The sequence below is a fragment of the Rhizobium altiplani genome, from assembly GCF_001542405.1.
GTDB lineage: Bacteria > Pseudomonadota > Alphaproteobacteria > Rhizobiales > Rhizobiaceae > Rhizobium > Rhizobium altiplani.
On the sequence record NZ_LNCD01000080.1, the window covers coordinates 1 to 12,696 of the forward strand.

The 12,696-nt window shown below is 54.5% G+C and carries 12 protein-coding genes and 3 pseudogenes; 2 read left to right on the top strand and 13 right to left on the bottom strand.

Features of this window, described 5'->3' with window-relative positions:
* Positions 1 to 561 precede the first annotated feature (561 nt).
* Positions 562 to 774, top strand: a pseudogene (locus AS026_RS40110) (transposase domain-containing protein); the annotation flags it as partial.
* Between the two features lie 368 nt (positions 775 to 1,142).
* On the opposite strand, the pseudogene AS026_RS17505 reads toward AS026_RS40110, so the two are convergent.
* The 13 genes and pseudogenes from AS026_RS17505 to AS026_RS17560 all read right to left on the bottom strand — a co-directional run.
* Positions 1,143 to 1,439 (bottom strand): annotated as a pseudogene (locus AS026_RS17505) (helix-turn-helix domain-containing protein); the annotation flags it as partial.
* Between the two features lie 128 nt (positions 1,440 to 1,567).
* Positions 1,568 to 2,293 carry a two-component system response regulator VirG gene (gene virG, locus AS026_RS17510; RefSeq protein WP_007538736.1) on the bottom strand — a complete coding sequence of 242 codons (726 nt, stop codon included), beginning with the start codon at positions 2,291 to 2,293 and terminating at the stop codon, positions 1,568 to 1,570.
* A 138-nt stretch (positions 2,294 to 2,431) separates the two neighbouring features.
* Complete coding sequence (virB11, locus tag AS026_RS17515) at positions 2,432 to 3,472, bottom strand: P-type DNA transfer ATPase VirB11 (RefSeq protein ID WP_028749565.1); 1,041 nt, start codon at positions 3,470 to 3,472, stop codon at positions 2,432 to 2,434.
* A gap of 31 nt (positions 3,473 to 3,503) precedes the next feature.
* Complete coding sequence (gene virB10, locus AS026_RS17520) at positions 3,504 to 4,637, bottom strand: type IV secretion system protein VirB10 (protein ID WP_028749564.1); 1,134 nt, start codon at positions 4,635 to 4,637, stop codon at positions 3,504 to 3,506.
* Positions 4,634 to 5,515 (bottom strand): P-type conjugative transfer protein VirB9, encoded by an 882-nt coding sequence (virB9, locus tag AS026_RS17525; protein WP_007538739.1) that lies wholly within the window; start codon positions 5,513 to 5,515, stop codon positions 4,634 to 4,636. Before virB9 ends, virB10 begins: the two co-directional genes overlap by 4 nt.
* A complete protein-coding gene (locus AS026_RS17530; protein WP_007538740.1) occupies positions 5,512 to 6,225 on the bottom strand; it encodes a type IV secretion system protein VirB8 in 714 nt (237 codons plus the stop codon). The genes virB9 and AS026_RS17530 overlap by 4 nt, the downstream gene beginning before the upstream one ends.
* A complete protein-coding gene (locus AS026_RS40115) occupies positions 6,222 to 6,380 on the bottom strand; it encodes a type IV secretion system lipoprotein VirB7 (protein WP_007538742.1) in 159 nt (52 codons plus the stop codon). Before AS026_RS40115 ends, AS026_RS17530 begins: the two co-directional genes overlap by 4 nt.
* Positions 6,381 to 6,407: 27 nt before the next feature.
* The gene (locus tag AS026_RS17535; protein WP_007538745.1) at positions 6,408 to 7,322 is read right to left on the bottom strand and encodes a type IV secretion system protein; all 915 of its coding nucleotides are present in this window, start codon (positions 7,320 to 7,322) and stop codon (positions 6,408 to 6,410) included.
* 96 nt (positions 7,323 to 7,418) lie between these two features.
* Positions 7,419 to 8,081: a pilin minor subunit VirB5 gene (virB5, locus tag AS026_RS17540; RefSeq protein WP_028749563.1), complete on the bottom strand. Its 663-nt coding sequence runs from the start codon at positions 8,079 to 8,081 to the stop codon at positions 7,419 to 7,421.
* Positions 8,082 to 8,096: 15 nt separating this feature from the next.
* Positions 8,097 to 10,466 carry a type IV secretion/conjugal transfer ATPase VirB4 gene (gene virB4, locus AS026_RS17545; RefSeq protein WP_028749562.1) on the bottom strand — a complete coding sequence of 790 codons (2,370 nt, stop codon included), beginning with the start codon at positions 10,464 to 10,466 and terminating at the stop codon, positions 8,097 to 8,099.
* Complete coding sequence (locus tag AS026_RS17550; protein ID WP_007538751.1) at positions 10,466 to 10,792, bottom strand: type IV secretion system protein VirB3; 327 nt, start codon at positions 10,790 to 10,792, stop codon at positions 10,466 to 10,468. Before AS026_RS17550 ends, virB4 begins: the two co-directional genes overlap by 1 nt.
* Complete coding sequence (gene virB2 / locus AS026_RS17555; RefSeq protein WP_028749561.1) at positions 10,792 to 11,145, bottom strand: pilin major subunit VirB2; 354 nt, start codon at positions 11,143 to 11,145, stop codon at positions 10,792 to 10,794. Before virB2 ends, AS026_RS17550 begins: the two co-directional genes overlap by 1 nt.
* Positions 11,145 to 11,879 (bottom strand): type IV secretion system lytic transglycosylase VirB1, encoded by a 735-nt coding sequence (locus tag AS026_RS17560; RefSeq protein WP_007538755.1) that lies wholly within the window; start codon positions 11,877 to 11,879, stop codon positions 11,145 to 11,147. The genes virB2 and AS026_RS17560 overlap by 1 nt, the downstream gene beginning before the upstream one ends.
* Before the next feature lie 270 nt (positions 11,880 to 12,149).
* Between AS026_RS17560 and AS026_RS40120 the strand changes: the two are divergent.
* Positions 12,150 to 12,502 (top strand): annotated as a pseudogene (locus tag AS026_RS40120) (integrase core domain-containing protein); the annotation flags it as partial.
* Positions 12,503 to 12,696: the final 194 nt, after the last annotated feature.

The window sequence follows — 12,696 nt, forward strand, 5'->3', positions numbered from 1 at the left end:
GGGCGGGTGTGGACTGACGGACATAAACGACGGCCTTGCGCTTCAACAGCGATGCGGGAAGATCAACGGTCGTCATCGCTGCCCTCCAGAACCGTTATTCCGCCCGCCTGCAGGATCAATTGCGCGAGGCGCATAATCATTGCTTGTCGCTCCGCGGCGTTCATCCGCGTCACCTCGGGCGTTTCCAACGTCAATGCTGAGCTGGCAGGGTCTTTTTACGATGGCGGGGTGCTGTCTCGCTTTCATCACATGCCTCCTCGATAACTGTTGTGTCATCCGAAAAGACTTGCCTAAGTCCGTGATCCTTGAGTACCCGATCGAGGTCCGTCAGCGCTTGCAACGATACCTGCGGCTCTCCCAATGTCATCGAGGCACAGGTCGCGCGGTCGAGCATCCACCGTTCCACAGCGGTCGTTACTCCGGGTTCATGCTCGACAACTACGACTTCCGATCCGCTGCGCTGCTCGCCGTAGTAGCGTCGGACATGCCGACCATAAAACGCATGCCAGCGGTAATGGATCTCGACTTCTTCTCCGATATGGGCAGAATGTCCGGTAGATGGCCACCGGAAGAAAATCGTGGCTGTTCAGCGACACTGCTGACGGAGCCAGGGCCAGCGCTGTAATTTACAGTTTGATGCTGACATGCCGCGCCTGTGGCGTCGACCCTCTGATCTGGCTACGGCACGTGCTCACTGAGTTGCCGCAGCGGGGCGAAGCGGCCGAAATCGGCGACCTTTTGCCGTTCAACTTCTCCAAGACAAATGCCCAATAAAGCTGGGTACCGCTAGCATCCGTGCGCGTTTACCCCTGAAGAAGCCGTCTAGGCGCATCGAAAATCGCGCTTACGATGAAGGGCTTTGGCCTGCGTTTGCGATGAGGAATGAGAATTCCCGGCGGCATTTCATGGCGGCTGTCGTTGCATGTAGCCACGCTGTGAACAGCTTCACGACGCTAGCCATATAGGATGCATGCTTGATTGTGCGCTCGCTCATGCCCCGTTGGACGCGCAGGTATTCCTCGAACTCCGCACGGAGTACGATCCTGCCAAGCTCCGCCTGACTTGGCTCGCGAGGCGGTGCTGCAACGTTCTTGTCGCTAAGGAACCGGACAAAGCTCCTCAGCCGATACTCGGCATTATTCGCTCCGGCTTATACCTACTTGCCGCTCAACAGACAGACGCTCGACCATTTCATCGAGCGTCACGTCCTCCCGGTCGTAGATCATGTCGACGACAAACGCCTCATGTGCATCAATGACCGATGAGCGTCGCCAGCCTTGCGGCCGGGATGTCGGCTCGCCGTCACTCGCTCGTGCGATCCACCGGATCGCCGTCGAAATCCCAACCCCGAACCGGGCGGCCACCCGGCGCGCAGACATGCCCGCAGCAGACGCTTTTAACACGCGTAGTCGAAGATCATCGCCCAGTGCTCGTCCCATCATCCACCTCTTGCGCTGTGGATGTTGAATCAGCTTCGGTGCCCACCGTCACTTCACAATCGATTCGTCGATCACGGGATCTGCTCTAGCTAGGAACAAGCTTGCTGAAAGCGAGAATGCATCTCGCATCAGGCTGCCATCGTACCCCCGTAGGAAACATTAACGTCAACGTCGAAGAAATAGCCGGCACCTCTTGCCGTCTTGATCAGCTGAGGGCTTGTTGGGTCGCCCTCGAGCTTTCGACGTAGTCGCAAAATAAGAACGTCGATACTTCTGTCATATACCTCCTCCTCGCGCACTCGACTGGCGATCAGAAGCTGCTCGCGCGATAAGATGTCCCGCGGCTTTTCCAAGAAAGCCACCAGGAGATTAAATTCACCTGCAGTGAGTTTAATCTCCTCACGCTCTTCCGAAATCAAACGGCGTTGCCTAAGATTAAGTGTCCAATCGGCGAAATGAAACGAGCGGCGATCTTTCGCTCGCGTCACGCTCGGCCGCCCGCGCAAAGCGACACGGATGCGCGCCAGAAATTCCCGCATCCCAAGTGGTTTGGCAATAAAATCGGATGCTCCGAGCTCGAGAGCAACGACCTTGTCCGCCTCCTCAAAGCGATTACCGCTAATGACTATGATCGGAACATCAGATTTTGTCGCCAGGTTGCGAACGATTTCGAGCCCATCCTCGCGGCCCAAATTCAGATCGACGACCACGAGATCTACCGTCTCTGAGGAGAGTACGCGATTAAACTGCCTGCTGTCGGCTAAGGCGGTTACCTTAAAAGCATGCATCGTAAGATACTCGATTATAAGATGCCGCATCGCTACATCGTCATCGATGATAAGAACATGTTTCAAACGGGTTTCACCTTTCGATCTAGCCAGCCGTTTGCAGCTCCGAAATATGCATGGGGGGGCTGTTGAAACGCTCTACTCCTCACTTTTGTCCCTCCACGGGCACTTCTGCGAAACTTCGGTTCCGAGACAGAAATGCGACTAACGCTGATTGAGAAGATCGCCTATTGTCTCACCCTTCCGTCGCGCTTCCGCCGCGAGCCAAATTTCGCCCACCTCGTAGAAGTCACCATAGGCGCGGAAAGGAATGATCACATCAATAGCCGTTGCGAACATGTCAATTAGTGTGCGATCCTCCAAGCAAGCCCCTTGCGTACTGCTTTTCACGAGCGAAAATAGTTTTTTAAAACCCTGAACAGGATTCGCACCATGGATGGTGGAAATCGATCCGGGATGCCCTGAGACGACTTCGCTCAGATAGGCCCATGCGGCATCGTCGCGCATTTCGCCCAGCAGTATTCGGTCCGGCCGCATGCGCAGACTGGCCTGCAACAGGTGCTCAGCGGTCACTGCGCCCAGCCCAGCCCCGTTTTTGGAATAAAGCAGCCTTACGTGGTTCTCATGTGGAATGACGAGTTCGAGCGTATCTTCAATAGTAATTAGCCTTTCCTGCCGTGGGATAGCGCTAATCAAGGTCTTGCTCATTGTCGTCTTGCCGCTCCCGGTGGGGCCGCAAAGCAGCATTGTCAATCTACCAACGACGCACGCGTGCAGAAACTTTTCCAGATCCCCGTTATCATAGTGCCGAAGGATAGCTTCATCATCCTGATCTTGGCGTTTTTTTCGCGTTTGCCACTGATTCCACCTGGGAGCATTATAACGGGACGAAACCTCTTGGAGCCCGCAAACACGCGAGCTTGGCCGTCGAATCGTCAAGCTGACGGTGCCAGATGGTACCGTCGGCGGCAAACAGATTTGCAGCCGCTCACCACTTGGGAGTTCAGTTGCGCAAAGTGGGTTGCGTGGGCCTACGTCTTGTTTTCTCAGAGCGCCTGCTAAAATAGCGATGTCTTCAAGATCATCATAGGAGACGGGCAGAGGGAACTTGATGAAGGCGCCGGCTTGACGCACAAACGCCTCTCCAGGTCGATTTATCGCCACTTCCTCGGTCCTAGGGTCGTCGAGCCATCCCATAATCGGCCTAAGAAGGAAGCGCAGCTGCGGATCCACCTCCATTTGCATCTATCCCATCTGTACGCATAAGTTGGACTGGTTAGGGGTGCCGATCCCGCCCCCGTTTCGCATCGCCAGTCATGTGAAGCTGGTATATGCCTGAGAAATCGAGGTCCCGAGCGACGAAAATGGAGATCGTGTCACCCTGATCTTTCTTTAAGGTCGGCGGTATGTTGATAGTGGCCTTCATGGCTGTATCGGCCGCCTGCTCACCATTGTTCTGGAAGGTGTTCAAGCTCATTCCGCCACCCGAGCTGCCGGCATAACTGCTCGCGGCCTGGAAGGCACCTTGGGCGACACTCAAAAGCATAGCCCCGCTAAGGCGCTTCCAGAGGTGATTATCGACCGTGCCCGGCAAGCCCGAACGACCCAATTCGTCCGCGCTTGGTGATCCGAGCGAAATCATGACATGGCAAGGTGTCTCCGCACGATCCCAAAGCACAAAAACGCGTGTGTCCCCCTGTTGTAAACCACGCTGGATTTCTCCAACGACAATAGTGCCGCGATCAAGAAGCACGACATTGTTCGTTGTTCCACGAACATCCTGGGGTAGCAAGCATTTTACATAGCCGGCCAAATTTGTGTCGATCGCCGTTTGCAAAATGCACGGAATGATCGTTCCCTTGGTCACCATGAAGTCGGGATGAGGCAAGAGTGTAGCCAGTGTGGGCTGCAGCTCGTTAGCTTTCATGCGTATCGAAAGATCATTCGCGGCAGGCACTTCGCCCTTCGCCAAAGAGCTGTTTTCCCCATCGTCTTCACGTCCCGGGTGGTCCAAATCGCCCGGTTGAAAGGGCTTGCTGCTCCCTTGATCACCACTCGTGTACGCAAAAATCGGTGTCTCTTCTGGCCGCGCTTCGTGCCCTTCCGGCTCCTGTGCTGGTGGAGAAGCCGTCGGCTGCACAGTCTCCTGGGCAACCGAGGGATCAGGCGTAACGTCAATCGGAGCCGGATTGAACGGCTCGGTGTTGGTGGAGATCATGGGTGGCGGCGATGCATCCCCATCTTCCTTTTTTTGCCGACCGCCGAGCCAAATGAGGCCAAGTGACAGCGCGAGAACTACACCTGCTACGATTAACTTGTGAGACCCTGAAAGGGCTCGACGAGGTAGGTCGGAGACTAGGGACCCCGGCGCATCGACATCATGTGTGGATTGCTGATTGTCATCGTTCACCCCGCCCTCTCCTTTAGGACACGCTTCACATCAGGCCTCACAGTGCCGCTTTCAGGTCTTCTCCCAACAGCATCATAAGCGGCATTCCAAATGCATAATACTGTGTCGCCGTCCCTCAGACGCCAGCCACGGGAAACTGAGGAGATCTCGATATAGCTTCCTTTGACTGAATAGTTGGCGACAGCTTCCTTACCATCCGGATTGATCGTGTAAATGGAGGGCATGCGTATATTGCCTGGGAAGTGGAATACCGTCGTAAATCCGTCGTCGAAAACTTCGACCGGCAGCAGCGAGTGATCCCCTTGTGCAACATAGTGCCAATTCTTGTCTGCCGCACCAAAAGTCTCGTTAGGTTGATCCAATAGCACCTCCGCTCTCCGTTGATATTGTGCGTCCGCACGCACACGGTCGGCCACCGCCCTTTCTTGCGCCTCCTTGCGGCGAGCCGCCGCGTCGTCGGCAGGGTAGGCAAATTGGACGCTGTAGTAGAGATCGGGCTGCTCTTTACCGAGGTTGGAAAGCGCCCTGGAAGAAATGCTGAAGACATAGCGTCGCATTCCGGACTCGCTTGCGGTCAGCACGATCACCGGCTGTGACGGGAGCACCTGCCTAGCCTTGAGAAATAGATAATTTCCGCGAGGAAGGGCCGCGAGATCTTTGCTATTCGAAACGGCAACTGCTGTAACCGTCTCGTTGACCCCGAATGTTACGACCAAAGTGGCACCAACAGCCGTCGAAAGACGCACAACTTGGTCGGGATTGTAAGCCAAATAACGCATGCGCGGATCAAGTTTGCCCGCCGTCGGCGCGTCTTCGGCCTTCGCGCCAATTGCAGCGAATAGTAAACATAACAGAGTAAGAAATATTTTTTTCGTCATGGTTGGCTTTGGCCTGCGTTCGAAACGGTATCTTCCGTTGTCTGGTAGGAGGTGACAATTAGGCCTCCTGGATTGGTCAGTCTCAATCTGCCGGGTAAACTAGTCACTTTTTCATAGCGAACTGTGGCAGTCCAAGTACTCACCACCGGCATTTTTCCGTCAACGATTAGGGTTCGTTTGTAGCGAATTTGCTGCACATCCGGAGTGATATCACTTGTAGCGATGTGTTCGACCTGCAGCCTGCCGCGTTTGCCGAGGATAACCTGAGGCGAACTTGGATTCGGATAGTTGAAGAATTGCTGGTAGTCTTCGCGCACTGTCGGGGCGCTGAAGTTCGAGACTAGATCATAGGCGTACTGAGCCGTATCGGCATCATAGCCTTCACGCAGCCGAACATATTCCCACAGCGCGGCGTTAACGACGGCCTTTTCTTGGGTCGCAGGCAGTCGCGAGACGGATACCTCGCTGTCAACGGTTCCGTCTGGCCGTATCCATAGATATACCGGCACGAGCCTGATCAGCGGCACCATGGTGGCGATGGTGAAGGCTTGTGCAACATTCCCCAAAACCGCGAAGGCGGCGACAACTGCAATGGCTTTGGACAGACGCCGCACTGATTTTGCTCGCGCAGTTTGGAAAGCTTCCACTTCCTTGTAGTGCTCAGCCAAAGTTTCCCGGCCTACCAGCAAGGCGTATTCGGCCTCCTTCATTGCGTCCAACCACGTTGCTGCGTTGTAAGATCAGATGGCGCAGGCTGCCATCGCCCCTCATTCAGCGGGAATATTGGGCCTTTGCAACTCGCCAGTTTGGCATTTGTCTGACAGGCCGCTAAAGCAAGAGCTAGGCACAGCAGGCAATACTTCATCGAGTTTCTCTCCGTTGAATACTCGGCCTACTTGGCACCGGATTTTTCCGGCGCTTCACGTCGCTCTACTTGAGCGAAACGTCGGTACACGCTGTTGGGAGATGGGGCCGAGCCAGCCCAATAGCTGCCTGCAATGTTGCCGGCAATTGGCGGCAAAGCTACGATGAGAGCGTTGCCGGTCAGAAAGAACATGTCAAGTTCATAAAGGCCGATGATCTTAGCCGCGGTCGTACCAAGAACCATAACCACGCCGAGCATAATGGCTAATACGGATATTTCGGTTGCAATGACTATTGTCGCAACAACATTTAGCAGCAGAAGCAAAAGACCATAGGTGATAAGTTGTCCAATCCACTTGGCCGCTATATCGCGGGTGCGATCGAAGATATATCCTACAAGCACAAGGGGGCCAATCGCCAAAAGCACTTTCGTGAGAATCCCGACGGTATCAAGGATCCCAAACGTAGACCAGAGTATGGCGTAAAAGCCCAATTGCGCGCCCTGAAAGGCAAGGCTGTCCTGCCCATTCATTGGCCCGATTTCGGCCGCGACTCTCTGAAATGCAGCCTCTGTTAAGCTGAAGATTATGTCTAACTGGGCAGGCATGGACCGTAGCGGCAGGTGGCTGCCACTAACCTTCTGAACAAAGTTTGGAATAGTCTTTTCAAAAACTGAAACCACGTAATCGTGGTAGTTTGCCTGCCCAAGGATAAGGGCCACCACGATGGTAACCGTGATCACGCGCGTGACACCGCTGCGCGCGTCGGTTGCTCCACGCATTACCAGAACACCCTGGATAATAATCCAAAGAGTGACAAATGCGGCCAATGGCGCCCTTACCGCATCCTGGATCGTACCCAGCATCTTGTGTAGGCCGACCTCAAAAGCCAAACCAAAGACCTCATGGGTGGCCGTAAACGGCGCGGCAATCGTGAATTTCATTCGCTAGGGCCTGATCTTGACGTCTCGCCACGGAATATCGAGTAAGGTGAACTCCCGCCCTGGAGTGCGCGGATAGCGGTATGACTTAGCCCGCTCTCAGCGGCCGGCCCCAAAGATGATGGCGGTCTTTTGATGCTCTTTGCGTTGTGCAGCCGCCTCTTCTGCCTCGTGAAGCCCGGCCTGTGCGGTCGCCATCGTTAACAAGCTGGTGGCCTGAACATTTTGAATTATTGCGTCGTGGACCTGCTTGAGAAGCAAACCGTTGGTGACAGTTGCCTGCATGATGTTACCGGAGCGAGAAAGCTGAGCTGATGTCTCCGCATTTGCCGACAATCGCTTGTCCATTGCCTCCAGGTTATCAGCCGCAATTCCGGCGCTGTTCGCAGAACCGGCAATCTGCGACCGCAGCAATCCCGCTTCAGCGTCGCGCCCAATTATGGCGCGATCTGCATCATCGACAATCGAACGTGCCGTTGTCGACATAGGCATTCGCGCAGAGAACATTTCCTGCTCCAGGTTTCTAGTCGAGGGATACTGGTTTTTCTGATTGAGCGAAGTTAGCAGTCCGGTGACGCCAAAAGCAGACGTTAACATCGCCACCATCGTTACGGTTTGTTCGAGACTAGCTGCCATCTCGAGCGCCGTCGTCAGCGTCTCGAGTTCCGTCGCCGGATCGGTAACAACGAACTGCGCCCGCGCAGGTCCAATCGAAAGAAAGCTAACAGCGAGGGCCGCAGTAGCAAGTTTCGTAGTCTTCATAGTTCCCACCTTTGATCAATCTCGTGCCTCGGGGTAACGGGTCATGAATTCGTTAAGCCAAGCGGATGGGTTGTCTCCGTGAGCCTCGCGAAGCTGATTGGCGAAGCGCACCGTGTTGGCGCGCCCCGAAAGCACCGCGATATATTCGCGCATTTCCCGCAGATCGAATTCACAAACGACGCTTCCGCTCTCTCGCTTCAGCAGAAATTTCCGTTTACCCACTGTCATGTCTTCGCGGATCGCCTGAAATTCCCTTTCGGTACATTTCAGTCCATCGATATAGGCCGATCGATCTGCCGTAGGTGATGGATAGAATATTTTCGTCATACATTGCGCGACAAGACTGGCTCCTAGCTGCGATTCCAGAACATGCTCGGGTTGTTGCGTTGCGAGTATCAGCATCCCATTGTTCTTGCGAACCGTCAGTAGGAACTTGTCGATCACCGCTGAAAATTTAGGGTTCAGCAAGTATGCGCGAAACTCATCGCAACTCATCACAAATCGACGGCCGTCTACCATGGCTCCAATTCGATGCAAGAGATACGCTGCCGCGGGAGCGCATACTTCCTCATATTCGAGAAGATGCGTCATATCGAAACCAGTGATTGAAGGATCCAAATTTACTTCGTCCAGCTCTCCGTCGAATGCCCAGCCTAGCGCATGCCCTCTGCACCAGCGCTGGAGCCTCGCTCCTGCACCTTCCGCCGGTCCATGCAGTAGAAATTCACGCAAACCCGCAATTGAGCGCATGTGGGGATCAAACGAGAGCTGCCGTTGGATGCCCCGCATTAGACGCCGATTCTCTTCGGGCGTTACTCCTCCATGGCCATCACTCTCAATGAGCGCCACGATCCATTCGCGCAGAAAATCATGTGAGGCGGCAGAATTTTCCAAGCCACGCAACGGCGCCAATCCGCTTGGCACTCCTCTGCGAAGTGCCAAGTACGTGCCCCCAGTCGCCCGAACCAGGAGCTCACCGCCGCGGTCCTTATCGAAGAAGACAACCGCACCGGGGCGGTCAACCATACTCTGCTCAAGCATAGCTAGGATAAAGGTCATGAGCGTCGTTTTGCCCCTTCCGACGGGGCCGAATATCGCCGTCATGCCAACATCGTGCTCATGGGGGATGTAGTTGAAAGGCGTACTACCATTGGTGCGAAAGCAGGCGATCGCGTTTCCCCAGTGACCTAAGTGGGAGCCCTCGGGAAAATTCTCGAATGAAACCAACCCAGCGAAGTTGCGCGATGTGATCGCTCCTGGACGCGTGCGCCACTTATAGTTGCCGGGCAGCTGCGACCAATAAGCTGCCTCCATGCCAATGCCCTCTTGTACAACGACAGCTCCCGCATCGGCCAATCGCGTCCGTGCTCGTGCACCTCTATCGGCAAGACTATTGAGATCGTCTGCATATACGCAAAGGCTCAAATGATGCGACCCCATGACGAATTCGTTGCTCGCGAGCGCGTCCTCGGCCTCGAACAATTTGCTGATTTGGGTGACGGCTTTGTCGCCAGAGCTCGTCATTTGGCTGGATTTGAGGCTGAGTTTGGCGTGCGCTTGCGCGCGCGTCAGAAACGAAAAACTTTGCGTCAGAACAAGCGGAAAATCGGGAGATAATAGCGTGTTGAGCATGCCCGTTCGCGTCTTTGCGGGGTATTCGCGAAACGAGTAGATAGATCCAACGTAACTTTCTTTTGGTGTTCGGATTTCAAGTCCTCGCTTGCCGCAAATAACTCGATCGACATATAGCGAGGCGCCGAGCGAACCACTAACGACTGGAACCGGCGTGAATCGACCGGTCATTATTAGCCGCAGGGCTTCGCCAATTTCCGTGAAAACCACATCCTGCTTCTCACGAATACCAAGACGACGCAGGCCATACTCTTCGAGAGCTCCAGCAACAACCTGCCAAAGATCTTCCAAATTCCTGATTTGACTTGTGAGATCGTTTTCGTTTTTCCTGTAGAATTTGGTGAAATTCCTCCTTACCTTGCCAAGCTTGGTGCGGGGAAACACGATCAGAGTAAGGAAGTAATCATTGCGAAGAAGTTTTCCAGAAAGCACGCGCTGCTCGAAAGCTTCGCTCAGACTGGCAGAGAAAGCGCTGCGGAACCGTCGTTCAGGTGGTGGCGGTATATCGTGATGACGTACGAGATGAGCATATATCGATACATGATCATCGGCGATATTGCGCAAAAGCGTATTAAATGAACGGCAACGTGCGTTGCGCATTTCGGCATCTTCGAGTTCGAACGCCACACCAGTAACATGCGCCATCGTCATGACCGATCCATCATCCAAAAGGACAATATGGTCGCTGATGTGCCCAACGTAAGGTAGATAGACCTCACCTGACCTTTCGGTCGTGCCACTTGCACCGAGCATCAGACCATCCCTCTCCCGCGCGCGGAAACCTTGATCGGATTTGGGCTAACGCTTGCCCCACCCCAAATCAGACCATCAACGCTCCTTCCCGCCGTCTGCAAAAACAGCAGGACGACGCTGGCAGCATTATAGTCTCGTTCCACAACAAGCCGCGCTCCGAACCACAAGGGAACGAGTACGATTTCGTAAAGCGGGTTCTGAATAATAACGATGACAAAGCCGGCAAACATCATGAATAGGCCGGCCAACGTTAGCGGCACCCCAAGAAACAATGCGGGCCGTGTCGCCGCTAAGTAAAGAGTTGCTTCTTCCAGACGGTCACTCATCAACCGCCTCCAATCAGTGTTTTGCCGAGGAAGCTGGCCCCAAACATAATGACAATCCCCCCGACAACGCCTGCGACAAGACCAAGTGAAGCGCGGCCGAACATCCAGGAAATTCCGATCGCCACGATGCCAAGAACAGCGAGTGACTGGCCGAACGGACCAAGGATAAACGTGCATATGTTATTAACCATTGTGACGGGGTCGGTGCCACCACCTGCAGATTGGGCCGCGACAGGCCCAGAGAAGAAGAGGCTCCAACACATTGCGCCACCCACGCCAGCTATCAAGCGCATCACCACGCTCGACAAGGAGTGGCGATTCAGATGCAGGCGGTATCTCTCAAAGCATCGCATCATTGCGGGCCTCCTTCATTTAAATCGAACAAGAGTTGATTATCGTCTTCGGCTTTGCGCTCGTCCTGGTCCGGCGGTGGCGGACCGGCTGAACCACTAGCCCCGCCCTCTGGAGAATGACGATTATACGAACCCCAAACATCCCATCTTGCTTCGGACCTCGGCTTCTCCCGGTCATGTTCTGGCTGCTCGATTAACTGTGGGACGATCTGTTGAGCCGCCATCTCGACTTTTCGCACGTAGCCGTTCGCAAAGCCGTGAGTGAAATCACCGGTATTGTAGGCGGAGATCGCCCGACGAAGCGCCAATTGCTGGTCCTCATGTGTGTGGCCGCCAGCGTAGAGCCTCTGGAGCAAGTTTGCGGCGGCAGACAGCGACGCGCATGGTTGAAGGGCTCTGTCAGCCGTCAGGCCTAGGAGAGGAAAATTTTGCGAATTGATCTGCATAAGTCCGACATCCAGTGAATGTCGTGAGTCGAGGCGGCCTCTCATGACTTGAGTTGCCTGTGCCCGATTCTGCCAGTGAAGCGTTTCGCCCGTGGTATTGTCATGGACGGCAAGTGGATCAAAGCGAGACTCGACCTTAGCGATCGCAGCAAGCGTAGCTGGAGCAACTGACGGGGCGCATTCGCGCGCGAGATATTTGAACTCGGCAAATGACAGTGAGGCCGCGTCACTACTCGACGCGCATGCTGAGGCCAGCAAGACGATCGACAGCGGCCCTTTTGTCAACAATTCCTGTCCCCACGTTTATAACCAACACAGTCTCTTCGGTAGGAAGAGATGTCACCAAGTTCACCATCATCAGGAGCGTCGGTTACACTTTGATTTTTAATTTCTTCTTTTCGGTTTCATTTGAAGCAAAAACCGCTTTCCAAGCTTGGACGTATGCGCCAAGCGTGGGCATCAAGTGTTTCCGGGAAACCACTCGGTACTGGTCAGAACCAATATGCTCGCAAGCATGGCAGTTCGCCTTGGCGACGAATGATCAGCCGATGCAACGGCATGGACTTCGTGCACGATCAGCTCGCAACCGGAAAGAAACTGCGGATGACGGTGGTTGACACCTTCTCGCGGATGCTTGCCAACTTGATCCGCGTCACAGCTATCGAGCGGCAGATGTCGTGTAGACCTTGGAACGGGTATGCCGGAATGTCGGCTATCCAAAGACGATCAGGGCCAATCACGGGAGGAAGTTCGAACCTCGCCATTTCAATCGTTGGGCGAATGCCTAGGCGTCCTTGGATTTCTCACGCCCATGCAAGCTGACGGATAATGTGCTCATTGAAGCATTGAATGGCCGCTTTCGTGCCGAATGTTTGAACCAGCATTGGTTCCTCACCCTTGCGGATGCCCCGTAAAAAATGGAGGATTGGCGTAGAGATTACAATCCTGTTTCATGACACCCATCTTTCTATGTTGTTGAAGGAAATAGGTTTTTCTTGATCTGATCCCGCGGGATGGCGAGGGTTCTTCCGGGCGCGATCGAGGATCTGACGTGCTTGTGGGGTCGCGAGTTTTGAACGGCTGAAGATCCATGGGCCATCGGGTA